At 68.5% G+C, this 24,025-nt stretch carries 25 protein-coding genes and 1 pseudogene; 7 read left to right on the plus strand and 19 right to left on the minus strand.

What is annotated here, in order from left to right:
* Positions 1-70 precede the first annotated feature (70 nt).
* The 4 genes from rsrA to OH768_RS18080 all read right to left on the minus strand — a co-directional run bounded on the left by rsrA (position 71) and on the right by OH768_RS18080 (position 2,733).
* On the minus strand, positions 71-373 hold the full coding sequence (gene rsrA / locus OH768_RS18065; protein ID WP_262055769.1) for a mycothiol system anti-sigma-R factor: 303 nt from the start codon (positions 371-373) through the stop codon (positions 71-73).
* Entirely contained in the window at positions 370-1,053 is a 684-nt protein-coding gene (sigR, locus tag OH768_RS18070) for an RNA polymerase sigma factor SigR (RefSeq protein ID WP_019072149.1), read from the minus strand. The genes rsrA and sigR overlap by 4 nt, the downstream gene beginning before the upstream one ends.
* Positions 1,054-1,289: 236 nt before the next feature.
* Positions 1,290-1,916: an alpha/beta family hydrolase gene (locus OH768_RS18075; RefSeq protein WP_406454841.1), complete on the minus strand. Its 627-nt coding sequence runs from the start codon at positions 1,914-1,916 to the stop codon at positions 1,290-1,292.
* Position 1,917: 1 nt separating this feature from the next.
* Entirely contained in the window at positions 1,918-2,733 is an 816-nt protein-coding gene (locus OH768_RS18080) for an SOS response-associated peptidase (protein WP_406454843.1), read from the minus strand.
* Positions 2,734-2,783: 50 nt separating this feature from the next.
* On the opposite strand from OH768_RS18080, the gene OH768_RS18085 reads away from it, so the two are divergent.
* The 4 genes from OH768_RS18085 (at position 2,784) to OH768_RS18100 (ending at position 6,391) form a co-directional block, all read left to right on the plus strand.
* On the plus strand, positions 2,784-3,506 hold the full coding sequence (locus OH768_RS18085; RefSeq protein WP_406454845.1) for a M50 family metallopeptidase: 723 nt from the start codon (positions 2,784-2,786) through the stop codon (positions 3,504-3,506).
* Between the two features lie 123 nt (positions 3,507-3,629).
* A complete protein-coding gene (aroA, locus tag OH768_RS18090) occupies positions 3,630-4,958 on the plus strand; it encodes a 3-phosphoshikimate 1-carboxyvinyltransferase (RefSeq protein WP_406454847.1) in 1,329 nt (442 codons plus the stop codon).
* Between the two features lie 12 nt (positions 4,959-4,970).
* Entirely contained in the window at positions 4,971-5,981 is a 1,011-nt protein-coding gene (gene rsgA, locus OH768_RS18095) for a ribosome small subunit-dependent GTPase A (RefSeq protein ID WP_406454849.1), read from the plus strand.
* An 86-nt stretch (positions 5,982-6,067) separates the two neighbouring features.
* Positions 6,068-6,391 (plus strand): multidrug efflux SMR transporter, encoded by a 324-nt coding sequence (locus OH768_RS18100; protein ID WP_043674501.1) that lies wholly within the window; start codon positions 6,068-6,070, stop codon positions 6,389-6,391.
* Between the two features lie 4 nt (positions 6,392-6,395).
* Here OH768_RS18100 and OH768_RS18105 read toward each other — a convergent pair whose 3' ends face one another.
* The gene (locus tag OH768_RS18105; RefSeq protein ID WP_406454851.1) at positions 6,396-7,016 is read right to left on the minus strand and encodes a TetR/AcrR family transcriptional regulator; all 621 of its coding nucleotides are present in this window, start codon (positions 7,014-7,016) and stop codon (positions 6,396-6,398) included.
* 226 nt (positions 7,017-7,242) lie between these two features.
* On the opposite strand from OH768_RS18105, the gene hisN reads away from it, so the two are divergent.
* Positions 7,243-8,043: a histidinol-phosphatase gene (hisN, locus tag OH768_RS18110; RefSeq protein WP_317884661.1), complete on the plus strand. Its 801-nt coding sequence runs from the start codon at positions 7,243-7,245 to the stop codon at positions 8,041-8,043.
* Positions 8,044-8,080: 37 nt separating this feature from the next.
* On the opposite strand, the gene OH768_RS18115 is transcribed toward hisN, so the two are convergent.
* The 9 genes and pseudogenes from OH768_RS18115 to OH768_RS18155 form a co-directional block, all read right to left on the minus strand.
* On the minus strand, positions 8,081-9,316 hold the full coding sequence (locus OH768_RS18115) for a tyrosine-type recombinase/integrase (RefSeq protein ID WP_406454853.1): 1,236 nt from the start codon (positions 9,314-9,316) through the stop codon (positions 8,081-8,083).
* 82 nt (positions 9,317-9,398) lie between these two features.
* Positions 9,399-9,641, minus strand: a complete 243-nt coding sequence (locus OH768_RS18120; RefSeq protein WP_317773352.1) for a helix-turn-helix domain-containing protein — start codon at positions 9,639-9,641, stop codon at positions 9,399-9,401.
* Positions 9,642-10,108: 467 nt separating this feature from the next.
* Positions 10,109-11,599: an ATP-binding protein gene (locus tag OH768_RS18125; protein WP_406454855.1), complete on the minus strand. Its 1,491-nt coding sequence runs from the start codon at positions 11,597-11,599 to the stop codon at positions 10,109-10,111.
* A 2-nt stretch (positions 11,600-11,601) separates the two neighbouring features.
* Positions 11,602-12,455: pseudogene (locus OH768_RS18130) on the minus strand (DNA primase).
* A gap of 91 nt (positions 12,456-12,546) precedes the next feature.
* Positions 12,547-14,391: an ATP-binding protein gene (locus OH768_RS18135; protein ID WP_406454857.1), complete on the minus strand. Its 1,845-nt coding sequence runs from the start codon at positions 14,389-14,391 to the stop codon at positions 12,547-12,549.
* A 345-nt stretch (positions 14,392-14,736) separates the two neighbouring features.
* On the minus strand, positions 14,737-15,033 hold the full coding sequence (locus OH768_RS18140) for a hypothetical protein (RefSeq protein WP_406454859.1): 297 nt from the start codon (positions 15,031-15,033) through the stop codon (positions 14,737-14,739).
* A 119-nt stretch (positions 15,034-15,152) separates the two neighbouring features.
* Positions 15,153-16,163, minus strand: coding sequence for a DUF2637 domain-containing protein (locus tag OH768_RS18145; RefSeq protein ID WP_406454861.1), 1,011 nt, complete (start codon positions 16,161-16,163; stop codon positions 15,153-15,155).
* Positions 16,160-16,456: a DUF6303 family protein gene (locus tag OH768_RS18150; RefSeq protein ID WP_406454863.1), complete on the minus strand. Its 297-nt coding sequence runs from the start codon at positions 16,454-16,456 to the stop codon at positions 16,160-16,162. Before OH768_RS18150 ends, OH768_RS18145 begins: the two co-directional genes overlap by 4 nt.
* Positions 16,453-16,710, minus strand: a complete 258-nt coding sequence (locus OH768_RS18155) for a DUF6284 family protein (RefSeq protein WP_406454865.1) — start codon at positions 16,708-16,710, stop codon at positions 16,453-16,455. The genes OH768_RS18150 and OH768_RS18155 overlap by 4 nt, the downstream gene beginning before the upstream one ends.
* Positions 16,711-17,201: 491 nt before the next feature.
* Here OH768_RS18155 and OH768_RS18160 point away from each other — a divergent pair, with 491 nt between their 5' ends.
* Both OH768_RS18160 and OH768_RS18165 read left to right on the plus strand, forming a co-directional pair.
* Positions 17,202-18,047 (plus strand): sigma-70 family RNA polymerase sigma factor, encoded by an 846-nt coding sequence (locus OH768_RS18160; RefSeq protein WP_406454867.1) that lies wholly within the window; start codon positions 17,202-17,204, stop codon positions 18,045-18,047.
* Positions 18,048-18,130: 83 nt separating this feature from the next.
* A complete protein-coding gene (locus tag OH768_RS18165) occupies positions 18,131-18,856 on the plus strand; it encodes a hypothetical protein (protein WP_329349478.1) in 726 nt (241 codons plus the stop codon).
* 199 nt (positions 18,857-19,055) lie between these two features.
* Here OH768_RS18165 and OH768_RS18170 read toward each other — a convergent pair whose 3' ends face one another.
* From OH768_RS18170 to istA, 5 genes are all read right to left on the minus strand, one after another.
* Positions 19,056-19,724 (minus strand): DUF6461 domain-containing protein, encoded by a 669-nt coding sequence (locus OH768_RS18170; protein ID WP_406454869.1) that lies wholly within the window; start codon positions 19,722-19,724, stop codon positions 19,056-19,058.
* A gap of 72 nt (positions 19,725-19,796) precedes the next feature.
* Entirely contained in the window at positions 19,797-20,561 is a 765-nt protein-coding gene (locus OH768_RS18175; RefSeq protein WP_406454871.1) for a hypothetical protein, read from the minus strand.
* Between the two features lie 113 nt (positions 20,562-20,674).
* Positions 20,675-21,043: a hypothetical protein gene (locus OH768_RS18180; protein ID WP_406454873.1), complete on the minus strand. Its 369-nt coding sequence runs from the start codon at positions 21,041-21,043 to the stop codon at positions 20,675-20,677.
* Positions 21,044-21,074: 31 nt separating this feature from the next.
* Entirely contained in the window at positions 21,075-21,821 is a 747-nt protein-coding gene (istB, locus tag OH768_RS18185; protein WP_406454875.1) for an IS21-like element helper ATPase IstB, read from the minus strand.
* On the minus strand, positions 21,818-23,413 hold the full coding sequence (gene istA / locus OH768_RS18190) for an IS21 family transposase (RefSeq protein ID WP_406454877.1): 1,596 nt from the start codon (positions 23,411-23,413) through the stop codon (positions 21,818-21,820). Before istA ends, istB begins: the two co-directional genes overlap by 4 nt.
* Positions 23,414-24,025 lie beyond the last annotated feature (612 nt).

Raw genomic sequence — 24,025 nt, forward strand, 5'->3', positions numbered from 1 at the left:
CTAGGGCGATCAGGGGGAGGCCGCGGGCGTATCACCCGCGGATTAGCACATTCGAGTGACGACAGTCCGTTCAGGACTCCTGCGGAGAAGCCGCCACATCATGCTCAGGCACGACCTGCCCCGACCGGATCATCTCCAGGCGTCCCATCACCTTGGAGCGGAGGTCCGACGGCACGTCGTCCTGCCCGCAGCACCGCTTCACGAGCTTCTTCACGGCCTGCTCCAGGCCGTACTTCTCCAGGCACGGCGAGCACTCCTCGAAGTGCACCTCGAACTTGGTGCAGTCCGCGTCCGGCATCTCTCTGTCGAGGAACTCGTAGAGATGCGCGAGGACTTCACTGCAGTCCGTCTCGTGATGGTCACCGCAGCTCATGAGCCCGAGCCTTTCGCTTCGTTCGACTCCCCGGCACCGGCCGGGACAAGTCCGCGGTCACGCGCGTAGTCCTCGAGCATGCCGCGCAGTTGACGGCGGCCCCGGTGCAGCCGGGACATCACCGTACCGATGGGTGTCCCCATGATGTCCGCGATCTCCTTGTACGCAAAGCCCTCTACGTCCGCGAGATACACGGCGATGCGGAATTCCTCCGGGATGGCCTGGAGGGCTTCCTTCACATCCGAGTCGGGCAGGTGGTCGAGCGCCTGCGACTCGGCGGAGCGCAGACCCGTCGACATGTGCGACTCGGCACGCGCGAGCTGCCAGTCCTCGATCTCCTCGGCCGCGGAGCGCTGGGGTTCGCGCTGCTTCTTGCGGTACGAGTTGATGAACGTGTTGGTGAGGATCCGGTACAGCCACGCCTTGAGGTTGGTGCCCTCACGGAACTGGTGGAAGGACGCGTACGCCTTGGCGTACGTCTCCTGCACCAGGTCCTCGGCGTCGGCCGGATTGCGGGTCATGCGCAGTGCGGCCGAGTACATCTGGTCGAGGAATTCGAGCGCGTCCCGCTCGAAGCGCGCACTGCGCTCCGCCGTGGACTCCGTGCTCGTGCCCTGGCCCTCGGGCTGCTCCGCCTGGCCGTGTTCGGTCCCTGCGTCGGTACCGGGAACCGGACCCACCTCCTCAAGATTCCGGGCAGCACCGAAGCCGATGCCACCAGAATCGGAGGATAGACGACGATCCGGTCCGCCCGCCGCCCCAATAGGGGTGGCCTTGGTCGCGTGCAGCACCGACCAGTCCAGGTCCGGGCGGCTGCTACGGGCCGGGCAGAAGGTCGAACCCATGCGGAGGACTTCCTTTCTACGACTCTCTGTGCCCTGCACAACAGTGGTAAGGGTCCCGGCATTCCCGCCCTTCACCCGAGTGTTCGAGTCCACTCCACCACTCGCCCGGTGATGATCTCCAGGGCCTGGTCCTGACCGATCTCCGCCCGCTTCGGCACCGCGAACCCATGGTCGCCGTACGGCACTTCGACCAGTTCGAAGTCGCCCTCCGGAAACTCAGCCGGTTTCCCGAAGGGATCGTTGCCGCCCTGCACCACGAGCGTGGGTACCCCGGCCCCGAGCAGTTCGCCGGCCCGCGACTTCTCCGGCTTCCCGGGCGGGTGCAGCGGGAAGCTCAGGGCGAGGACGGCGGCGGCGCCCAGCTCCGTCGCCGTACGACAGGCAACCCGAGCTCCGGCGCTACGGCCCCCGGAGACCACCGGCAGACCGGGTTTCGCGACGGCCGGCCAGATCCCCCGCCACCCCACGTCCAGCGTCTTCGGCGCGGGCGCCACCTTCTTCCCGGCCACCCGCCACGGCTGCTCGACCAGCGCGACGGTCACCCCGTGCCCGGGGAGGACGGTCGCGAGGGCCTGAAGATCCCGCGCCTCGATGCCACCGCCGGCCCCATGACTGACGGCCAGCACGAGCCGCGCCTTCTTCGCCCTGTGCCAGGTGATGCGGGCGGTCCCCGCGTCGGTCTCGATGATCTCGCTCACATCAGAAGAGTGTGCCTTCTTCCGGGCCTTCCAGTTCCTTCAGCAGCTCCGGTCCGTTGTTGCGGACATTGCTGACGGCCGTCGACACCGGATAGGCGCGCATCAGCCCGGCGGGCGGCGGGACGAGCAGCTCGCGCAGGTCCTCGGGGTCGCTGCGGGCCGGGTCGAGCCAGGCGTCCCAGCGGTCCGGGGTGAGCATCAGGGGCATCCGGGGGTGGATGTCGGCGAGGGCGTACGGCCCGTCGGCGGGGGCGACCGCGAGCGGGGTCGTCTCCGCCTCGGTGGTGATCACCGAGCAGGTGACCCACCAGGCCAGCGGATGGTCGTCGGGCAGCGTCCGGTCCCGCCAGAACTCGTACAGCCCGGCCATCGCGAACACCGACCCGTCGGCGGGAAGCACGAAGTACGGCTGTTTCCGCTGCCGCTTCTTCTTCCCCTCGACCTCCAGCTCCCGCTCGTCCTTGGCGGTGACCCACTCGTAGTAGCCGTCGGCGGGGATGATGCAGCGCCGGGCGGCGAATGCGCGACGGTACGACGGCTTCTCGTGCACGGTCTCCGCGCGGGCGTTGATCATCCGGGCGCCGCCCTCGGGCGTCTTGGACCAGGAAGGAACGAGCCCCCACTTCAGCTTGCGCAGCTGGCGAACCGGCTCGGGGCTCTCCGCGTCCTTAAGTGGACGGTCGAGGACTGCATAGACCTCTTTGGTCGGGGCCACGTTGTAGTCGGGGGCCAGAACCTCCTCGGGCTCCCACTTCTCGATCTCAAAGACTCCTGCGAGATCCTCGGGCCCACGACTCGCTGCATACCGTCCGCACATACGTGCAACACTGCCAGATTCGACGACCACCACGGGAGCCTCCGCCGCCAATGGACAGCACCGCAATCGCCTCGATACCCGCCCTCTGGGACGAGGTCTTCGGCAGCCAGCCCGACCCGGATCTGTGGGTGGTGATCGCCACCATGGTCGCCGCGCTGACCGTGGTAGTCCCGCACGGACTCTGGCGCGTCTCCCGCAACGCCATCACCATCGCCCACGAGGGCGGCCACGGCCTGGTGGCCCTCCTCACCGGCCGCCGGCTCACCGGCATCCGCCTCCACTCCGACACCAGCGGCCTCACCGTCAGCCGCGGCAAGCCGCACGGCCTCGGCATGATCCTCACGGCAGCCGCCGGCTACACCGCTCCCCCACTCCTGGGCCTGGGCGGCGCCGCACTCCTGGCCGCCGACCACATCACCCTCCTCCTGTGGCTGTCGACCCTCCTCCTGATAGCCATGCTGGTGATGATCCGCAACGCCTACGGCGCCCTGACGGTGGTCCTCAGCGGCGCGGCCTTCCTCCTGGTGTCGTGGCTGACGGGCCCCCAGGTGCAGGCGGCGTTCGCGTACGCGGTGGTGTGGTTCCTGCTGCTGGGCGGAGTGCGCCCCGCTTTCGAGCTCCAGGCGAAGAGGTCGAGGGGCGGAGCGGGCGACTCGGACGCGGACCAGTTGGCTCGTCTGACGCACGTACCGGCGGGTCTATGGCTGTTCCTCTTCCACCTGGTATCCCTCTGCTCGCTCATAGGCGGCGGCAGGTGGCTGCTGGAACTATGAAGCGCCCCGAAGGGGCAAGCTTCAGGCGCGCGGGACTGTATCTATTTGCGGCTCCGCCGCGCGGGCGCGACCGGCCCCAACGGCGCAGCACCCGAAAGACGGCCTACTTATACAGTGGGTCACATGGCCCCGAACAACGACCAACCCGCCCTCTGGCCCGCCCCCCACGCGCGCGGAGCCGTCGACGCGACGGTCCACGTGCCCGGGTCCAAGTCCGTCACCAACCGCGCCCTCGTCCTCGCCGCCCTCGCCAGCGAACCCGGCTGGCTGCGCCGCCCCCTCCGCTCCCGCGACACCCTGCTGATGGCAGGCGCCCTGCGCGCGATGGGCGTGGGCATCGAGGAGGGCGTGGGCACGGAGAAGGGCTCCGGCGAGTTCTGGCGGGTCATCCCGTCGGGCCTGCACGGCCCGGCCACGGTCGATGTCGGCAACGCCGGCACGGTGATGCGCTTCCTGCCGCCGGTCGCCGCCCTGGCCGACGGCCCCATCCGCTTCGACGGCGACCCGAGGTCGTACGAACGCCCCCTGAACGGCGTGATCGACGCCCTGCGCGTCCTCGGCGCCCGGATCGACGACGACGGCCGGGGCGCGCTGCCGCTGACGGTGCACGGCGGGGGCGCGCTGGACGGCGGACCGGTGGAGATCGACGCCTCGTCCTCGTCGCAGTTCGTGAGCGCGCTCCTGCTCTCCGGACCCCGTTTCAACCAGGGCGTAGAGGTCCGCCACATCGGCTCCTCCCTGCCCTCCCTCCCGCACATCCGCATGACCGTCGACATGCTGCGCGCGGTCGGCGCCCAGGTGGACACCCCGGAGTCGGGCGGCGAACCCAACGTCTGGCGGGTGACCCCGGGCGCGCTGCTCGGCCGGGACCTGACGGTGGAGCCGGATCTGTCGAACGCGCAGCCGTTCCTCGCGGCGGCGCTGGTGGCCGGCGGCAAGGTGGTCGTACCGGACTGGCCTGCGCGGACGACGCAGCCCGGTGACCGGCTGCGGGAGATCTTCACCGAGATGGGTGGTTCCTGCGAACTGACCGAGTACGGGCTGGAGTTCACCGGTTCGGGTGCGATCCACGGCATCGACGTGGACCTGGGCGAGGTCGGCGAACTGACCCCGGGCATCGCGGCCGCCGCCGCCCTCGCGGACTCCCCGTCCACGCTCCGGGGCGTCTCCCACCTGCGGCTGCACGAGACGGACCGGCTGGCCGCGCTCACCAAGGAGATCAACGAGCTGGGCGGTGACGTGACCGAGACCGCCGACGGTCTGCACATCCGCCCGCGCCGCCTGCACGGCGGGATCTTCCACACCTACGAGGACCACCGCATGGCCACCGCGGGCGCGATCATCGGCCTCGCGGTCGAGGGCGTGCAGATCGAGAACGTGGCGACGACCGCGAAGACCCTCCCGGACTTTCCCGACCTGTGGACCGGGATGCTCGGGAGCGATGGGGCGTAGGGGACTCACGCCATGCGCCGCTACGGCAAGAACACCGACGAGGACGACATCCGCCAGCGCCCGAACCGCAAGGGCAACCGGCCGCGTACGAACATCCGCCCCAAGCACGAGGAGGCGGTCGAGGGCATGGTCCTCACCGTCGACCGGGGCCGGTTGACCTGTCTGGTCGAGGACCGGGTCGTGATGGCGGTCAAGGCCCGCGAACTGGGCCGGAAGGCCGCGGTGGTCGGCGACCGGGTGGCCATCATCGGCGACCTGTCCGGGGACAAGGACACCCTCGCCCGTATCGTCCGCATCGAGCCGCGCACCTCGGTGCTGCGCCGCACGGCCGACGACGACGACCCGTACGAGCGCGTGGTCGTCGCCAACGCCGACCAGCTCGCCATCGTCACCGCCCTCGCCGACCCCGAGCCGCGCCCCCGCCTCATCGACCGCTGCCTGGTCGCGGCCTACGACGGCGGCCTCGACCCGCTGCTCGTACTGACCAAGTCGGACCTCGCGTCACCCGACGAACTCCTGGAGTTGTACGGCGCGTTGGGCGTCCCCTACGTCGTCACGAGCCGCGAGGAGCTGGAGAACGGCAGCGCGGTGGAGCGGGTCCGCAAGCAGCTCGACGGCAAGATCACCGCATTCGTCGGGCACTCCGGTGTCGGCAAGACGACCCTCGTCAACGCGCTGGTCTCGCTGGAGCGGCGACGCAGCACCGGCATCGTCAACGCGGTCACCGGGCGCGGCCGGCACACCACGACCTCGGCCCGCGCGATCCCGCTGCCGGACGACTCCGGCTGGGTCGTCGACACCCCGGGCGTCCGTTCCTTCGGCCTGCACCACGTGGACCCGTCCCGGGTCATCAAGGCCTTCCCCGACCTGGAGCCCGGCACGGTCGACTGTCCGCGCGCGTGCAGCCACGACGAGCCGGACTGCGCGCTGGACCAGTGGGTGGCCGACGGTCACGCCGACCCGCAGCGGCTCTACTCGCTACGGCGGCTGCTGGCCACCCGTGAGCGAACCGAGGGCGACTGATCACCGGCTGACCACCGCGTGTTTGTGGGGACTCAAGTTCGGTAAGTGCATAATCGCACCGAGCCGGACAAACGGGAGGACAGCACATGGCGTGGCTGCTGGTTGTCGTGGCCGGAATCCTGGAGACCGGGTTCGCGGTATGCCTGAAGCTGTCCCACGGCTTCACGCGCCTGTGGCCGACGGTCGCCTTCTGCTCCTTCGCGCTGGGCAGCTTCGGCCTGCTCACCCTCTCCCTGAAGAAGCTCGACGTGGGCCCCGCCTACGCCGTGTGGACCGGCATCGGCGCGGCCGGCACCGCGATCTACGGCATGGCCTTCCTGGGCGACCTGGTGTCGACGCTGAAGCTCGTGTCGATCAGCTTCGTCATCGTCGGGGTGATCGGACTCCAGCTGTCCGGTTCCGCCCACTGACTTCCTAGGTGATCGGGGCCCGGTGGGCCGGGGTCAGCGCACTCCGTACGAGTTCGCCGACACCGCCCTCTCCCGGTGGCGCCGCCACACAGGACAGGGCGAGGCGTACGACGAGTTCGCAGGAGCGGGCCAGGTCGGCGGTGTCCGGCCGAGGCGCTCCGGGGCCGGCGAGCGCGGCCACGGCACGGTCGCGGACGACCGCCACGAAGTCTCCGGGCGAGGGCAGCGGTCCGTCGGCCCGGCGCTGTGCCGGTACGGCGGAGGAGGACGGCACCGCGGACAGGGTCGGCGAGGGCAGCCGTTCGCTCCAGCAGCCGGTGAGCATGGCCCGCACCAACGCGTTCTCCCGGGCCGCCGACGTCGTCCACTCGGCGGTCGCGGTCAGCCGCTCACGGGCGTCGGCATGCGCGCCGAGGGCCCGGTCGACGCCGCCGAGATAGCCGTCGGCCTCCCTTCTGACCAGCGCCCGCGCGAGCCCCTCCTTGCTGCCGAACTCGTTGTACAGCGTCTGCCGGGACACTCCGGCCGCGGCGGCCACGTCCACCATCCGTACGGTGGACCACGACCTGCGTGCCAGCGCCGTATAGGCGGCGTCCAGCAGGGATTCCCGCGCTGCAGGCATCATTCGCCTCCCGGGGACGAGCGGCTCTGCGCCCAGATTTGACGCGCACGGGAGCACTGTCAAGGGTTCACGACGGCGCCGGGGGGCGCACTTCGGCCATTGCGCGCGGGAGTTGGGCCGGTGGCCGCGGGTCGAGGCCGGCCGTGGCGCTCTCCGGGAGGCTCCCACCTCCCGTTTCGCCCACCGGACCCTGTAGCCCCGCCCCGACCCCTGAAGATACGGTTCACGCATGGCCGACTATCACGATGACCTGCGCCTCGCCCACGTCCTCGCGGACGCCGCAGACGCCGCGACGACCGCCCGGTTCAAGGCGCTCGATCTCAAGGTCGAGACCAAGCCGGACATGACTCCGGTCAGCGAGGCGGACAAGGCGGCCGAGGAACTCATCCGCGGCCATCTGCAGCGCGCCCGCCCGCGCGACGCGGTCATCGGCGAGGAGTACGGCGTCGAGGGCACCGGCCCCCGCCGCTGGGTGATCGACCCGATCGACGGCACCAAGAACTACGTGCGCGGCGTTCCCGTCTGGGCCACGCTGATCTCCCTGACGGAGGCGGCGGAGGGCGGCTACCAGCCCGTCGTCGGCCTGGTCTCCGCGCCCGCGCTGGGTCGCCGCTGGTGGGCCGCGAAGGGCCACGGCGCCTACACCGGCCGCAGCCTGTCCTCCGCGTCCCGGCTGCGCGTCTCCCAGGTCTCGAAGCTGGCGGACGCCTCCTTCGCGTACTCCTCGCTCACCGGCTGGGAGGACCAGGGCCGGCTCGGCGGCTTCCTGGACCTGACCCGCGAGGTGTGGCGCACGCGCGCGTACGGCGACTTCTGGCCCTACATGATGGTCGCCGAGGGCTCGGTGGACATCTGCGCCGAGCCGGAACTCTCCCTGTGGGACATGGCCGCCAACGCGATCATCGTCACCGAGGCCGGCGGCACCTTCACGGGCCTCGACGGCCGCCCGGGCCCGCACAGCGGCAACGCGGCGGCGTCGAACGGCATCCTGCACGACGAGTTCCTGGGGTATCTCAACATGCGCTACTGACCTGACTTGCGGCTTGACCTGGTCCTTTCCCCCTCCCCTAAGACCCCTGGGCCGTGGTGGGGCCGTCATCCACCTTCGGGCCGTCCTCGAACACGCCGTTCACCGCTTCACGCGTCCGCTTCTCGCTGCTCGGCATCAGGTGCGTGTACGTCCGCAGCGTGAAGCCCGGGTCGTGGTGTCCCAGGTACTCGGACAGAGCCTTGATGTTCTCCCCCGCGTCCAGCAGAACGGACGCGTAGAAGTGCCTCAGCGCGTGCATGCCGTTCGCCCTGCCGCGCGGCACGCCCACGGTGTCGAGGGCGGGGCGCCACGCCAGGCGGTTGAACACGACGCGGTTCACCGCGCGCTCTCCAACGTTGGTGAAGAGCAGGGAGGCGGTCACCGGTGGGCCGTCGACCGACCGCCACGGCAGTGTTACTGCCGTGGGCGGCTGCTTCGCTATGTGGTCCTCAAGCGACCGCGCGACGCTCTCAGGCAGAGGGACAGTGCGCGTCTTGCCGCCCTTGGGCAGAGCGAACACCTGCTTACCGGCAATGAGCTTGACCTGTCGCACGACGTGCACGACACCTTCCACGAAGTCCACGTCGTCAACGGCCAGACCGAGCACTTCGCCCTGCCGCATGCCGCACCCGCCGGCCAGGTCCACCATCCCCCGGTACCGCTCCGGCAGTGCCGAACGCATGGCCAGCACGCGCTCAGGCCTCCACGGCACGATCCGGCGGGGTTCCAACTTGGGCGCCTTCACCGACGACGAACGGCAAGGGTTGTGCGAGATCAAGCGGTCGTCAACGGCTGCCCCCAACATCGCATTGAGGTTGGCGAAGATGACCCGCTGATAGGCGGGCGCCACCCCGCCATCCTGAAGCTTCCGCAGCCACTCACGAACGTGAATCGGCTTCAGCGAGTCCAGCGACCGACTGCCCAAGTGCGGCACTACGTGCAGGCGCACGCGCTGCTCTGTGCTCACGAAGGTGCCGGGGTCGATGGTCAGCGACGCTAGCCACCGTTCCGCGTGCTGCCGGACCGTCAGGCGCCCGGCGCGCGGGTCGATGTACTGACCGCGCGTCAGGTCCGCCTCGATCTGAGACAGCCACTTCTCGGCGACGCGCTTCTGTCCATCGGGGAAGCTCTTGGACTTCTCGGCGCCGTCGGGGCCGACGTAGCGGGCTCGGTAGCGCAGGCCGGTTCCGTGGCGATCGGACTTGAGTCGGACGGTCTTACCGTGGGCATCGGTTTCGGTCTTGTACCAGCGATCTTGGATGTGGCCTGCCATGTGATGGCGGTCCCTTCTGGACATGAGAAGGGAGGGCCACGGGGCCCTCCCTGGGGTCCTGAGCTGTGCGATTGGGGCTATGTCAGGCGGCGGTGCGGTCGTCGGTCTTGCGTTGAGTGACGTAGGCGCGAACGTCGGCGGGGTCGTAGCGGACGTACTTGCCGATGCGGAAGCTGGGCGGCCCGGTGTTCTTCTTGCGCCACTGGTAGACGGTCTCTTTGGGCACCTCGAACATCTCGGCGATGTCGTCGGGCGTGAGGTACCGGTCCGGGAGGCCGCCCCGGAGCGTGGCGCGGAGATCGGGTTGAGCGGACGTTCGGCTCATTTGGTCCTCGGAAGTTGAGTCACGTCGTACTGGCTTGAGGGGGGCGGGAGTTCACGTCTGTCCGAGGTGTGGATTTCTGCGTCATTGCGTCAGCAGCGTCATTCAGGCGCTTGGCCTGCGACTTTGGGTGACGCGGCGGTGTCGAGGTGCGTCATTGGTGCGTCATGGGCTGCGTCATCCGCGACGTAGCCCATGACGCAGATGACGCAGGATGACGCAGGCAAGGCCGTCTGCGTCATGGCCGTAGTCACAGGTCAGGTGCCGTTTTCCGGCGTGCATGACGCAGATGACGCAGCGTCTTCCCTCTTAGGACAAGGAGAGGGGGGTCTGTCGTAGTGCGGTGCTGCTCAGCGCGTGAAGAAGGAGCCGCTTCGCGGCGCGTCCTTGGGGCGGCGTTCCGCCGAACAGCAAGAGGAGCACGCCTCGCGATGTGGTGCTCTTCTTGCTTGTCCGGGTGAGCGTGCGCGTCAGAGCATCCGCTGCTCATGTGGGGACGGGGCGGTGGGGCGGGTCATTTCGAGGTATCGGCCCGTGCTGGTGCGCCCCGAGTCGATGAGGACACCCCGGGCGGCCAGGGTGGGTTGGAGGCGCTTGAGGCGGTCGGAGAGGACTTTGCCCGTGGTCGGCCATCCCTTGGGCAGGGGACGGCCGTCGTCGCCGCTGTAGAGGCGGCTGAGGCAAGACAGCCATTCCGTGGACGTCATCCGCTGCGCCGTGCCCGGCCCGATGGTCTCGGCGTACTTGAGCACGGTCTGCGCCAGCAGGTCGCCCTCGATCACGTCGTCGTTCAGGTCGTCCAGACTGGCCCGGTACGCGGGAAGCGCCCACAGGCCGGTCGCCGCGTCGAACTGCGCGCACAGGTGGGCGAAGTCCGCCATCCGCAGGTCGGTGGGGGTCTCCGCGTCCACCGCCCGGACCTTGACCGCGAGGTCGAGCAGCGACCCGAGGACGAGCAGCGACCCGAGGACGATGGGCAGAACCTCCGCGTAGTCCGTCCACAGTTCCGCCTCGGTGCGCCGGATGCTAGGCCGCTCCAGGCGCAGAGGTAGGAGCCGTTCGGCGAGGTCGGGCCGGATGACGCCGACGTCGATCCCGGTCAGCAGCAGCGGCCGGCGGTAGCCGACACGGAACACGTCCCCATCGGTGAACAGGGCACGCTTGACGCTCTCTGCCCCGGTGACGATGCAGCACATCGCGTCCGACAGGTCCGGCGTCATGTGCGAGAGGTTGTCCAAGGCGGTGACCCATCCCGCCGCCACGGCCGCGATCAGGTTCTCTTCATCCTTCGGAGCCCGGCGCAGGTCACCGCTCATGCCCTCGATGATCCGCACCAGCATCCGCCCGCCAGTCGACTTCCCGGCACCCTGAGGGCCAGTGAGAAACGGCGCGGGCACCGGGACGGACGGTCCGAGGCAGCCGATCAGCCAAGCGATGGCCAGGCACTCTGTTTCCGCGTTGGCGAAGTTGCACAGCCGCATCAACAGGTCGATGCCCTTGCCGTTCGTGTCCTTGACGGGCAGGGGGAGTTCCCCGGTGAGCTGGGTCCGTCGCCAGCACACCTCACGCGGGTCGGGAGTGAGGATGTCCCACCCGGTGGGGTGGATACGCACGGACTGCCCGTCGTCGCGGCCCAGGTCCAGCCAGGTCGCCCCGTCGAATCCGGGGGCGACGCGGATGTGCACAGGCTGCACGTCCTCGGTCAGCGCGAGCGCTTCGATCAGGTCCAACGCCTCTTTCAGCGCGCTGCCGTTGAACGCGCCGCGTCCGTCACGGTAGAGGCCGACCATGAGTTCCTGCCGGTGGCTTCCCGTGGTGCCCTGCGAGCGGATCGGGCGGGCGATGGGCTGGCCGTTCTTCTGCGCGTACACGGTCCCGTCCGGTGTACGGAAGTACCGGAAGTGGGATTGCGCGTAGTCGGTGATGACCTCGCGGGCGGGGGTCTTCTCGTCCTCGGACATGGTCACAGTCCCAACGTGGTGCGGGCGTTGGTCCACGCGTCCGTGCAGTGCCGGAGCGATTCGCCCTTGGCCTGCGCGGCGGTGAACAACCGGGCGACGTACACCTCGGTGAGGCAGCCGCACCGCCCGTGCGTGGACAGCACGGCGAGGAACGTCCGGTAGACGGTGGCGTGCACCGCTTCACGGGCGTTGGTGATGTGTTGTTCGGCCATGGCGATGCCACGGTTCAAGTAGGTCGGTGTGCGGTGCGGGCACTCCCCGCCCCCGGCAAGGGCGGGCACGGTGACGGCCGTCGGTCGGACTGCGGTGGGCTTCTTCACGATGAGCGCGCGTACGGCGTCCGGCAGGGCGGTCATGGTGCCGGTGCCGAATCCGAGCCAGCGGGCGTAGGCCATGGTCGACTTGATGTCCACGCCGGGGCGTACGGCGTTGGCGGACTGCATCGCACCGAGGTAGAGCCAGTGTTCGCCCCGGGTGGTGGGCACGACGTGTGTGGGCGGCAGGTTCTCGCGGGCCCACGCGATCGCGTCGGCGTTGTCCAGGTCCACGGCCGTCAGCCCCGCCCCACCCGGGTGGTAGGCGACCGCTTCGGCTCGCAGCCAGGCGCGGCGCCAGGGGCCGGAGGTGATGACGTGTGGGTCGGTGGTCGCGGCGGCCCACGCGTGGCAGACGCCAGGGCAGGCGCACGGGCCCGGGGTCTTCATGTTGGGTCGGCCGCCACAGGCGTTGTTGGCGCAGCGGCGGCAGTTGCCGAACGGCACCTTCCCGGCGCGTAGGGGCAGCGGGGCAGGCCGGAGGCGGCCAGGTCGAGAGCGGTTTGCAGGTGCTCTCCCCGAAGGAGGGTCGGTTGGGTCATGCTGGAGACCTCCGCAGGTCTGTTGAGGACTGGAGACAAGGGCGGCCCGGCTTTGGCGAGACGGGGCCGCCCTTGACGTTCGCGGGAGTGCTCAGGCCGCTTGCCGGCCGGGCAGGAGCCTGCCGTCGGGGGTGCGGTGCAGGGCTCCGCTTGCGGTGAGGGTCTTGATCTCGCGGGAGACGGTGCCCTTGTTGAGACCGGTCGTGTCGGCCACGTCCTTGGCGGTGCGGGCCCCGGACTGCACGGCGGCGAGCACCTTGTCCCGGTTGGTCGCCGCCCCGGACGCTGCGGGCGTGTTCTTGACCAGGTGCAACGGCGGGCGGGGCGACGAGCCGCCCGACGTCTGCGCAGGAGCCCAGATCGATGTGGGCAGGGCGCGTACGCCCGCGTCGTCGAGGGTCCAGGTGCGCAGCATGCGCGGTCCGTAGCCCTTGAGGTAGCCGTGGCCCCGGTACTCGCGGCCGTCGGGGATCTGGTGCGGTGCGTAGTGCGCGCAGTCGTCGAGGGCGACCTGTGCCTGTGTCGTGCCGGCCACCCGCAGCGAGAACCGGGTGAGGAGGTTCGGCGCGATCAGCTTGTGCACGCCCGGCGCCCCGCCGTCGGTCAGCGGGTACTGCGTGGCCCACCACAGGACGACCCCGCGCGAGCGACCCAGAGACGACAGTTCGATCAGGCGTGGCAGCCGGTCCTTGTCCTTGGTGATCAAGGCGAGGATCACCTGTCCCTCGTCGACGACGACGGTGAGCTGCCGGCCGTCCCACACGCTGATGCCACGCGTCTTCATGTCGGTCTTGCGGCGGGTCATCTCCGCGTGCGCCTCATCGACCGCGTCGGTGATGTCGTCGCGTTCCACCGCGACGCGGCAGACCGGTTCCCAGATGTTGGCCTCTTCGCCCTTGCCGTCGATCAGGAGCAGATCCCCACGCAGGTGGGCAGTCGCCATGAGCGGGCGGAACGACCAGGACTTGCCGGTGCCGGACGCGCCGGACACCAACAGCCGCTCGTCGAACGGGATCAGGACCTCATCCCCGGTCTCGGTGTCCAGACCGAGGCTCATGGCGAGCGGGTCGGACGGGATACGGTCCGCAGTCCACAGCGAGGGGACGCCCGCGGCTGCCGAACGGGTCGCCAGACTCAGAACGGCCCAGCCGCCCCGGGAGGCGGAGGTGATCCGTATGCGCAGCGCGGTGCGGGCACCGAGCAGCGCACGGATGGAGTCGGCCTTGTCCGCGAGCGTCTTGACCGTCCACGTCCCGTCCAGCCGGATCTCACACCGGATGCCGCCCGGCTCCATCGCGGGAGGCGTGGTGACCGTGCCCGACAGACCACGATCCGGGGCGTGCTCGACCCAGTACGACGGGTCGAGGCGTTCCATGAGCTGACGCTCTTCCACCGAGACCGACTCGTCCACCGGCACCCGCAGCTTGCGCCGACCGAGCGCGATAGCGGCGACGTTCGCCCCGATCAGCACGGCCGATGTGGTGGCCGGCCAGAGGGTGAGGTGCGCGGTGGACAGGAGCGCGGACGCGATCGAGCTAGGCACGGCGTGCATCGAATGCGTTTGGATGGCGCGGGCCTTGAGGGTGGTCGGGTAGTTCACCCGCGCGGTCTTGAGTTTGGCGCGGGTGTCGCGCTCGTGGCTCAGGGCTGCTTTGGCCGCGACGCGGGCGGCGCGGCGGCCGGCCGTGAACGGGTTGTTGGACGCGGCGCGGGCGGCGTGTTGCTGCGACTTGGCGGTGGCGTGTGTGGAGCGCGCGGCGTTGTGTTCCTTCTGCGCGGCCATCAGCGCCTTCAGGTGCTCGGGGGTGCGCAGCTTGGTGCGCCGCTCCGCTTCAAGGTCCCAGCGGGCCGCGAACGGAGCGCACACCAGTGCGAGTGAATCGAGTGCCGTGGTGGTGGTGTTGGTGGTGGTCGACCATGCTTGCTTCCAGTCCACGAAAGGGTCCTCCAAGACCGTGGATGAGGGCCGGTGCGCCGTCGCGTGGCGTCACCGGCCCGCCGGGTTGCAGGGGAGTGGTGCTGTCGGTTGCGTCGACAGCACCGGTTGCAGCCCCTGCAACCACATCTGACCTGCGATGTTGCAGAGTTGAGCGGTGGGGAGGGGTGGGGGCCCTACGCGCACGCGCGCGTAGAGCGGCGGAAAATGGGGCTGTGCAACCCCCTCGCGGGGTCCTCAACGGCCGTTCACGGCCCGGGGGATGTGCACCCACACACGCGGGGGGTCGGGGGCTGTGCGGGCCGCCTGCGGCTTCCGCCCGTTTCAGGTTCAGGCGGAAGCCGTTCAGTGCTTGGGGCGGACCAGCTTGAGCGTGACGCCACCGACGCCGATGGGTCCGGTGGTCTGGGCGATGACGGTGACCGCGTGGGCGGCGGTGTCGAGCAGCGCGCACAGGGCGGCGACCAGTCCCCAGCAGCCCATGGCGGCGGCTCCGGCGATGACGATCGGGAACAGGTAGTGGCCCAGAGGACGCCCGGCGTGGACGATGACGACGACCGGCTGCCCGGTGGCTTCGGCACGGCGGTAGACGTCGGCGGGAATGTGCGGGGCGATGATCCCCGGCGGGTCACGATGTGCCATCAAGGCTCTCCCTCACGTCAGTTGGAGCCGGCGCACGGCACGCACACGCCGAGCGAGGCGGGAGAGGGCGAGACGCCACCGGTACACAGGAAGCGACGCGCTCGCGTGCGCGGTGGTCATCAGCGGCCCGTGCCGGTGAGGTCGACCGGTACGCCGTTGAGGGGGCCGCGTAGTTCGGCGTAGCGGGTCGAGACCCAGCCCACCGACCAGCCGCACAACTCTGCAGCCGTGCGCACCGACATGCCCTCCGCGTGAGCGGCGGCCACGATCGCGCGGGCGTCGTCCTCGGAGAGCTTCTCCGTGGCAGGGCCGGCGGACAGCAGCGCGGCGCGTTCACGCGCGGCCCGCTCCTCCCGCTCGCTCTGTTCACGACGCTCCCGCTCAGCGCGCTCGCGCTGCTCGCGTTCCGCGCGTTCGGCGGCTTCACGTTCATGGCGTTCACGCTCCCGCTCACGCTGTTCACGCTCACGGTCGGCGCGTTCACGCTGCTCGCACTCGGCACGCTCACGGGCCTCTTCCCGCTCGCGTTCCTCACGCCGCGCGGCGGCCTCCCGCTCGGCCTGTTCACGAGCCATGCGGGCCTCATGCTCACGCTGTTCACGAGCGAGTTCCGCCGCGTGCTCGCGTTCCTCACGAGCCCGCCGCGCAGCCTCGTCACGTCGCTCGATCGCAGCCCGTTCACGGGCTTCCCGCTCCGCTTGCTGCTTGGCTTCCAGCGCCAGCACGGCGGCTGTGATCGCGCGCCGGTAGGCGAGTCCGGTCTCCGCCGTGACGATCAGCAGCAGCGGGGCGACCGCGTGCACGGCCACGCCCACCAGGTCGTTCTTGAGCGCGGAGTCGGCGACGTTGAGGGCGAGGGTCATGCAGCCGGTCATCCACCGCAGCGCGACGGGCCACCGCCCGCCGTTGCCCCCCAGCCGGGCCAGCACCGCGTCCAGGCGGACCACGATGACCACGGCCGCATCCACCACCAGGGGCAGGATGGGCGCGGTCCAGGCCCACTGGGCGGGGGTGTGGGCGGAGGCGAGCGGGGTGACGGTGAGGATCGAGTAGAGCATCGCGCCCGCCACGATCAGCCACGTGCCGGCCGACAACGCCCGCTCCGCTGAACGGATGTGAGCGGCGTTCATACACTCACCCCCAACCATGAACACACCCGGATCGCCGCGATCAGGACCACCGGAGAGGCGGAGTCGTCGGGGGCCTCGCTGTCCTCGCTCCACTCCCACTCGGCACCCGGTACCGGCTCGAAACCGAGCACGCTGAGCGCGTCCGTACGGTCCGTGAACGTCGGAACCGTCCGCCCGAACCGGTAGTCGGGCCACCGCTCGGTGGTGTTCAGCAAGGCCACGTACAGGCGCCAACGGCCGTCACGGACGGACATCTGCGCGGTGAACTCCCGCACGGCGTTCTGTCCGTTCACGCCGCACCGCCCCGGTGCACGGTCGCGGCCTGGCCCGCCAGCGCGGTCAGCAGACGGCGGCGGGCCCGGCGGATACGCCGAACGTCCAGCTCGGTGGGGGTCCGGTCCATCGTGATGATCTGCGCGTCCAACAGGTCGACGTCCGCCAGGATCGCGGGCATCTCCAACTCGATCGCGTCCAGCTCGGCGTCCGTCGGCTCCATGAACTCGGCGAACGCGGTAACAACCTCTTGAACAGTGACGATGTGGTCCATTGGGTCGTGTGTCCTTCCACAGGTGAACGGCCCGAACAGCGGCCCCGGTGTTCGAGCACCGGGGCCGCGCGCCGTTGAAGTCGGGTTTCCGGCTCCCCTCAGCGCCGCTCGTGCGAGACGAGCAGCGGAGGCAACCGGCCGCAGAGAACTGCGGTGGATGAGTGGTCTCTTTCGGGGACGCGGCTGCCGGATCAGGTACAGCTCGCTAGGGCCCCGTTGTAGGCAGAGACCTGACCTTTCGGTCTGCCATCCGGACTGCCAAGGGATCGCCTGCCGCGAGGCAGACGACTGTCCGGTACCCTCCCCCCGTCCGCTGCGGGGCTCCTGGTTGTGCTGTTCTTGCAGGTCAAGCAGGTGTGGCGCATCCTCCCTACGCCGCTTAGGGGGGGTTGCGATCTTTCCTGATAGGTACCGTAAGCAACGAGAGGGGTGCGCGCAACCCCCTCTAGCGATAGAGTTCGCTAGCCCCCCTAGACGAGGAGTGGAGAGCTGTGCACGACGACATGAAGCGGGTCTCTGAGATCGCGGCCCCGGTCGACCGAGCCAAAGCAGCGATCGACCTGATGGCGACCTATCAGGGATGGGTGCTTGAGCTGTCCCGCATCCGCCGCGAGGCCATCGAAGAAGCGCAGGCGTCCGGCATGACGCAGACCGAAATCGCCACGCAACTCGGGGTGAGTCGAGGTCGCGTAGGGCAGCTGGCGTCGGCAGGCCCGCCCCCGGAGCGCGCGTTCTTCGGCACAAACCTGGTGACGGTGTCGCTCGGTGGCAAGCCCGAGGCAGGCAAGGGCCCTGATCAGAACCCGAGTGAGGTCGTGACCAGGGAAGACCTCAAAAACTTCGACCACCTGCGCAAGCTGCTGGGTGGGATGAAGCTTGAGGCTGAGTACGAGGTGATCCCGACGACCGGAATCGTCAACCTCAACCGCGACAACCACGTGGTCGTCTGTGGACCGCGACTGTCGCCCATCGTCGCCCAGGTGCTCGAAGGGGACGACAACCTGCGCTTTGAGAAAGACCGAGCCTGGCACCTGGTGGACCAGAAGGCCAGCAAGGAGTACCGATCGCCGATGGATGAGGACGGCACGGCCGGCGACTTCGGCTACCTGGGCCGACTCCCCCGATTGGACGGCCGTGGCACGTTCTTGTACATCGCCGGAATCCACGCCATAGGCGCCAACGGGGTCGTGCACTACTTGGAGAACAACCTCGCTGAGCTATACCGAGAGGTTCGCACCCGCCGGTTCTCGACACTCATTTCCTGTCGCTACGACCCCAAGACGCTCGACGTACTGGAGAGCCGCCGCGTCACCCCGCTGTACCGACACGAGGGATGATCATGCGCGTCTGCATGGACACACAACCGGGGGGAGCCAACCCCAATGAGGACTGGGTAGCAGGAACAACCACGCTCGCTGTCGTGCTGGACGGACTCAGTACGGCAGGCCTCAGCACGGGATGCCGACACGGCGTCCCGTGGTACGTCGCACACCTCGGCGGTCAGCTTCTTGCGGCCCTCGCAGACCCGGACCGCCAACTCTCAGATGGTTTGGCGGATGCTCTCGAACGTGTTGCAGGGCTGCATCCCGAGTGCGACCTCAAGAATCCGGGGACGCCGTCCTCCACGGTCGCGGTCTTGCGGCATCGAGACAGCGACCTGGACCATCTCGTCCTCGCAGACTCCCCCATCGTGTTTGAGGGGCCGCAGGGCTACTCGGTGATCACTGATCTCCGGGTGGACGACATCTTGCCCGAGATGAGAGCTGAGGTTGAGCAGTACGAGACTCACACCTCGGAGCACAGGGAGGCCGTGCAACGATTCGTGCTCGCGCAGCGGCAAGTACGCAACACGGCAGAGGGGTACTGGGTGGCTGCGGCAGACCCAGAAGCAGCAGAGCACACCCTGACCGGCACTACATCACTCAGAGAAGTGCACGCTGCCGCCGTGATGTCTGACGGCGTATCAAGGCTCGTGAGCGAGTACGAGATGGCGACCTGGTCGGAAGCGTTCGCCACGCTCCGGGCCGGAGGTCCCCGTGAACTGATCGACACCGTACGCAGGGTTGAGGCCACGGACCCCACTGGGCGCCGGTGGCCGCGGTACAAGTCCGGGGATGATGCCGCAGTGTCCTTCTGCCAATGGTGACTTGACCAGCGAAAAGTGCACGACGTTCTGACATCAATGACTGATGTGGACGAGCACGAATTGCGTGACCGTTGACAAACGTGGAACGTCACGTATCGTAACCGCCCACACTGCGATGAACGTCGGATTTCTATACGGAGTTATGTAAGCCGCGTACGACCAGCGGCACGGATAGCCCGGTCCGCCGGAAACTGGCCCTCTACCGCGTGGGTGGGCGGAAGGTGCCGATGCGTGAACCCAGGGGCCTCGTCTCGGCCGCATGGACGAAGGGAAGGGGCGCCGCCGGCGAAGGAAGTGGGGGAAGGGTCCACGGTAGGGCTGTGGTGAGCAGCGGGCCTGCCACGATGTCAGCGGTGAGGTGTCCGCCGATGCGGTCACCGACGGCTTCAAGGGCTCCGAGGACAGCTGGAACGCTGTGGTGGTCGGCCCGGTGGCGTTCGGCCGTGTCCCAGAGCGGGTGGACGTCGGCAGCCTGCAGAGAGGATTCCTGTCCTGGTTCGAAGCGCTCGCGTGGCTGTCCGTCCACCCAGTGTTCCAGGGTGTGCAGCGCGTTGGCTCCGTGGTTGACGGCGACTGTCTGGGTGTCCTGGGAGAGTGCTGCGAGGACTGCAGGCATGATTCCTTGAACGCCAAGAGTCTCACAGCAGAAGGTCCATTCCCGGATGGATCCGACCCTGAGGATGGAGCTGTCCGGGCCCGGCTGGAGGAGTTCGTAAACCTGCGGGAAGGCGATGCTGCTGGCTTGGGAGGGGTCGGCTCCGTAGCGTCGGAGAACGGCCTCGGGGGTCACGCCGTGGGTGAAGGTGAGGCACATGCCCCCGTAGCCGCCACGCAGCATCCAGTCCCAGTTCGGGGACGACTCGGTCATCCGTACTCCTGTTAGTTCACTTCGGACCCGGCTGTCCCCGGGTTCTTCCCCGGGGACAGCCGGGTAAGGGACTCAGCTTGTGATTACGACCTCGTACTTCTCAAGATCGATGATGCGCTCCGTCTGGCTGTTACTGCCCACCTTGCCGCCGGCCGCCGAGTTTTGAGTCAGGGGCACGTGACCGCGAACGCATGGTTCATTGTGGGTGACCGCAGGGGCGTTGGGATCCTGGTAGAACTGCCAGACACCGTTCTGGAGCAGGGGAACGACGTCCGCGCACGCGGCGCCGTTTGTGCCTCCCTGGTAGGACGCAGCGAAGGGATACTCGTCGCAGCTGTCGTCGGGGACGTTGGCTGGAAGCGTCACGAAGGGCCTGGTCGCTCCCGCTCCGCATGTGTTCCTGCGGTTCGCTGTCTGTGTGGGTTCGTCGGCGAGCCGTTGGATCGGGTTGGCTGTGGATCCCCAGTGGTCGATGAGGTTGGCTTCGGCCCAGCCGTAGGTAGCGGCAGCGGCGCCGTACGAGGACAACGGCAGAATGAGCTGAGCGCGGACGCTGGAGATGACACAGCCGGTGCTGGTGTTGCCGGCGAACATGGTGTCGCAGCGCACCTGACGGGGATTGCTCCAGATGGCGTCAATGTTGATGGGGGTGGTTCCGGGCTGATCCACCCGCAGGTCGTATTTGGTCGTGATGTCGCTGACCAGGCCCGCACCTGGCGTGGAGAGAAAGGTGACGTTGCCGGTTGCCGACTGGCCAAGTGTCAGCAGCCGACTGCCGGCCCACGGGTTGGGCACGGTGGCGGTGCACGCGGCGGTGCAACTGGCCGTGAGGGTCACTCCCAGCTCCTTGACCGTGCCCGTTGTGGACGGTCACGTAATTCCCCACCGACCTGGTCACGTAATTCCCCAGGCGCCGGGGGCTCGGGCTCCGCTCTCGCGGAGCCCGAGGGTCAGTCTCGCCAGTCGAGTTGCTGTTCCGGGATCCCGACGGAGCGGCCGTAGTCCTGAGCTTCGCGGCGGCCTTCGGCTTGCCCGCGTGGATAGCTGAAGACCTTGTTGGCAAAGATCACGAACGTGTCGGACGGGGTGTGGAAGTCGGTGTACCAACCTCCCGTTGAGGAGAGGCAGGACGCCAGCTGATCCGCGAGGTGCTGGGCCTCGGGCTCCTCGGCGGCGAAGTCCAGCAGAGTCCAGAGTCGCGGCTGGTCATCGCCGGCGTTCGTCACTTCGATGCGTGTCAGCTTGGTGATTTGCAGTGGGATCCCGGTCAGCTCGGCTCCGGTCTGCAGGCTTTCGGCGATCAGCACACCTTCGAGCATCTGAACCTCCTTGATTGTCGGTGGAGCGAGACTAACTTCCGTTCTTGGGGCGCTTGTTGGGGCGATAGCTGGGGCCGTTCATGATGACCTGATGGCTGGCATTGATCAGCCGGTCCAGCAGCGACTCGGCGACGACCGGATTGGGGAAGAGCGGATACCAGTCGCTGGGCGCCCTGTTGCTGGTGATGATCAGAGAGCGCCCCTGCCGCTCGGAGACGAGTTCGTAGAGGTCATCAGCCTGAGATGCAGACAGCTGACGCATCGCGAAGTCGTCGAGGATGAGCACGTCGGGGCGGATCAGGTCGCGCATGCGCTTGTCCCAGGTGCGATCCGCGTGACCGCCGGCGAGCTCGCCCAGGATTCGGCTGGTCTTGCTGAAGCGGACGTTGGCGCCCTGGCGGACGGCCTGGTGACCGAGGGCCTGTGCGACGTGTGTCTTCCCGACGCCGACCGGACCGAACAAAATTACGGACTCGCCGGAGTGGAGCCAGCGCAGGGCCGCGAGGTCGCGGATCTGGGCAGTAGGCAGCTTCGGGGACGCGTTGAAGTCGAAGCTCTCCAAGGTGACCTGCTGCTCGAACCTGGCCCTGCGCAGGCGCCGTTCGAGAGCGACGGTTTCGCGGCGGGTGATTTCGTCCTGGCAGAGGACCTGAAGGAAGTCCAGGTGACCGAGTTCGCCGCCCTGGGCCTGAGTGAGGCGGGCATCGAGAGTCTCGAGCATCCCCGAAAGCCGCAGCGTCTTGAGCGACTCGCGCAGGGCGGTGGTCATCACGCTCATCGCGCGGCCTCCTCGGCATCGCCGTGGCCCTGGTCGTCGTGGAGTTCGACCGGCCTCTGGGCTGGGATGTCGGCGGCGAACAGTCCCTCGGGTCCATGCAGGAAGGCCGCGGCCCCGGCGTCGCCGGTGTCCGGCTCGGGGTCGGTCTCGGTGCCGGCGGCCAGGATGCCCTTGACCGTGCGGTAGGACGGGTCGCCAACCGTGATCGCCTTCCTGCAGGCGGCTTCCAGCCGCGTGTCGCCGTACTTCTTCCGCAGCCCGAGGACCCCCTGGGCTGCGCGGAGCCGGTAGAGCGCGTTGACCTCCAGGAGCTGGTCGATCACCTCCCGGCAGGAGTCGCCGACCTGCGAGGCTTGGCCGCGGCACCAGATCGGCGTCCGCATCTGGAAGGCGATCTTCTCGGGCGGGTAGTCGTTCTTGTCGGTGCGCTTGCCCTGCTCCAGGGCGGCGTGCGTCTTGACCAGCTCGCCCTCGTGGAAGATCTGCACCATCGTGGCGGTGGAACGGACGTCGACGCGTCGCCCGACCAGTTTCCAGGGCACCGAATACAAGGTGCGGCCGACCTTGACGTGAATGTCCGGGCCGACGGCGGCCTTCGACCATCTGGCCAGCACGAACGGCTCGGGCGGCAGCGGCAGGAGGGCCTCGGCCTCGACCGCCTCGAACACCGCCAGCGGCTTGGCCCCGCCCAGCGGCCGGCACTGCCGCTGCCCGGCGACGTTCCTGCCCCAGAGGAGGGCCTCGGCCTGCATGTGCTCCAGCGAGGTGAACTGGCGACCGCTCCAGAGCGAGTCCCGGACATAGGGCATGGGCCGCTCCACACGGGGCTTGTCCTTTGGATGAAGAGCCCTTGCCGGATCTACCAACGTGCCGTAGTGCAAGGCGAGTTCGGCATACGACTTGTTGATCTGCGGGTCATAGAGGTCGGGCTTGTCCACTCCGGTCTTGAGGTTGTCCGGCACCAGACGGCGCGGGACGCCGCCGAAGTAGCGGAAGGCTTCCACGTGCGCGACGGTCCACGAGTGCTGATCCATGTGGACCACGGGACGGACGAACATGTGCCGCGAGGCGGGCAGGACCATCACGAACGCCCAAATCCGGTGCCGCTTGCCGGTAGTTGGGTTGAACCACTGCCCCAGGAAGCCGTAGTCGATCTGGGCCTCCGAGCCCGGCTCGACGTCGTCTCGCAGCACGGTGACCTTGGAGCGGGCCGCCTCGTCGGGCAGGTTCTCGGTTGCCCAGCGCCGGAACGTCGACAACGAGATCTTCAACTTGCCTTCGTCCCGCAGCCGTTGATGGATGGTGGTGACCGTCGTGGTCTTCAGCAGGTCCTTGACGTAGTCGCGGTGCGGTTCGATCTCTCCCCATCTGACCTGGTTCAGCTTCCGGCTGGCGAGCTCCGGGAACCAGCTCTTGAGCAGCTTGGCCCAGTCCGTCTCGCTCATCGGCGGCCCGCCCGGGGTGATCCCCGCCTTCTCCGCCGGCGCCAGGTACTTCCTGATCGTCTTGCGGTCCACCCCCAACGAGGCGGCCACCTGACTCTTGGACCGGCCCGCGTACCAGTGCACGTAGATCTCGACGATGTCGACCACGGTGAATGTTCTCCTTGCCATCCGGTATGCCCGTTGACCTCTCGGCTCGCAGGTCAAGGGACCGCGGCGACTCCGAGAGGACAGGACCCTCAACCCGGGCACCGGCATGCCCATGGGGAACCCGACCGATTCGCAAGGAAGATCCGACGTCAGCTCAAACCACCCGAAACAGGGAAAATAGGTCCAGTTCGAGCGTGGTCAGCAGCACCACCAACGGTCAGCGCCCCGGTGGGGAATCGTGACCGCGAGGGTGGGGAATTACCTGACGCTGATCATGCAGATCGTGGGGAAAATTCTGACCGCTGACACCCGTGGCCTCGGAGAAGGTGGCTGTCTGAGATTCCTGCCACTGGCCGCTGGACACCGACAGGGTGGCGTTGGCACTGACCAACACGACTCCTGTGCCGAGGATTTCGCCTTCCTCGCTCCAGTTGGTGAGAGTGGCTTTGAAACTGTTAAGGCAGTAACTGTGCCGATCGTAAGAATACGAAGCTGGTGTGGTGCTGCATGTCACGGCAGCCGGCTGCGCGCTCGCCAGCTGACTGCCGTGCACCGGGTCGCTGCTGTCGGACGCCCCTGCCAGTTGGATGCACGCGGTGGCTGCTCCGGCCT

The sequence above is a fragment of the Streptomyces sp. NBC_01622 genome (genome assembly GCF_045209635.1).
Taxonomy (GTDB): Bacteria; Actinomycetota; Actinomycetes; order Streptomycetales; family Streptomycetaceae; genus Streptomyces.

Excerpts from the sequence above, each read along its gene's own strand:
- rsrA (WP_262055769.1), bottom strand. The coding sequence starts at position 373 with ATGAGCTGCGGTGACCATCACGAGACGGACTGCAGTGAAGTCCTCGCG.
- OH768_RS18080 (WP_406454843.1), bottom strand. The coding sequence starts at position 2,733 with ATGTGCGGACGGTATGCAGCGAGTCGTGGGCCCGAGGATCTCGCAGGA.
- OH768_RS18085 (WP_406454845.1), top strand. The coding sequence starts at position 2,784 with ATGGACAGCACCGCAATCGCCTCGATACCCGCCCTCTGGGACGAGGTC.
- aroA (WP_406454847.1), top strand. The coding sequence starts at position 3,630 with ATGGCCCCGAACAACGACCAACCCGCCCTCTGGCCCGCCCCCCACGCG.
- rsgA (WP_406454849.1), top strand. The coding sequence starts at position 4,971 with ATGCGCCGCTACGGCAAGAACACCGACGAGGACGACATCCGCCAGCGC.
- OH768_RS18100 (WP_043674501.1), top strand. The coding sequence starts at position 6,068 with ATGGCGTGGCTGCTGGTTGTCGTGGCCGGAATCCTGGAGACCGGGTTC.
- OH768_RS18105 (WP_406454851.1), bottom strand. The coding sequence starts at position 7,016 with ATGATGCCTGCAGCGCGGGAATCCCTGCTGGACGCCGCCTATACGGCG.
- hisN (WP_317884661.1), top strand. The coding sequence starts at position 7,243 with ATGGCCGACTATCACGATGACCTGCGCCTCGCCCACGTCCTCGCGGAC.
- OH768_RS18115 (WP_406454853.1), bottom strand. The coding sequence starts at position 9,316 with ATGGCAGGCCACATCCAAGATCGCTGGTACAAGACCGAAACCGATGCC.
- OH768_RS18120 (WP_317773352.1), bottom strand. The coding sequence starts at position 9,641 with ATGAGCCGAACGTCCGCTCAACCCGATCTCCGCGCCACGCTCCGGGGC.
- OH768_RS18125 (WP_406454855.1), bottom strand. The coding sequence starts at position 11,599 with ATGTCCGAGGACGAGAAGACCCCCGCCCGCGAGGTCATCACCGACTAC.
- OH768_RS18140 (WP_406454859.1), bottom strand. The coding sequence starts at position 15,033 with ATGGCACATCGTGACCCGCCGGGGATCATCGCCCCGCACATTCCCGCC.
- OH768_RS18145 (WP_406454861.1), bottom strand. The coding sequence starts at position 16,163 with ATGAACGCCGCTCACATCCGTTCAGCGGAGCGGGCGTTGTCGGCCGGC.
- OH768_RS18155 (WP_406454865.1), bottom strand. The coding sequence starts at position 16,710 with ATGGACCACATCGTCACTGTTCAAGAGGTTGTTACCGCGTTCGCCGAG.
- OH768_RS18170 (WP_406454869.1), bottom strand. The coding sequence starts at position 19,724 with ATGACCGAGTCGTCCCCGAACTGGGACTGGATGCTGCGTGGCGGCTAC.
- OH768_RS18180 (WP_406454873.1), bottom strand. The coding sequence starts at position 21,043 with ATGCTCGAAGGTGTGCTGATCGCCGAAAGCCTGCAGACCGGAGCCGAG.
- istB (WP_406454875.1), bottom strand. The coding sequence starts at position 21,821 with ATGAGCGTGATGACCACCGCCCTGCGCGAGTCGCTCAAGACGCTGCGG.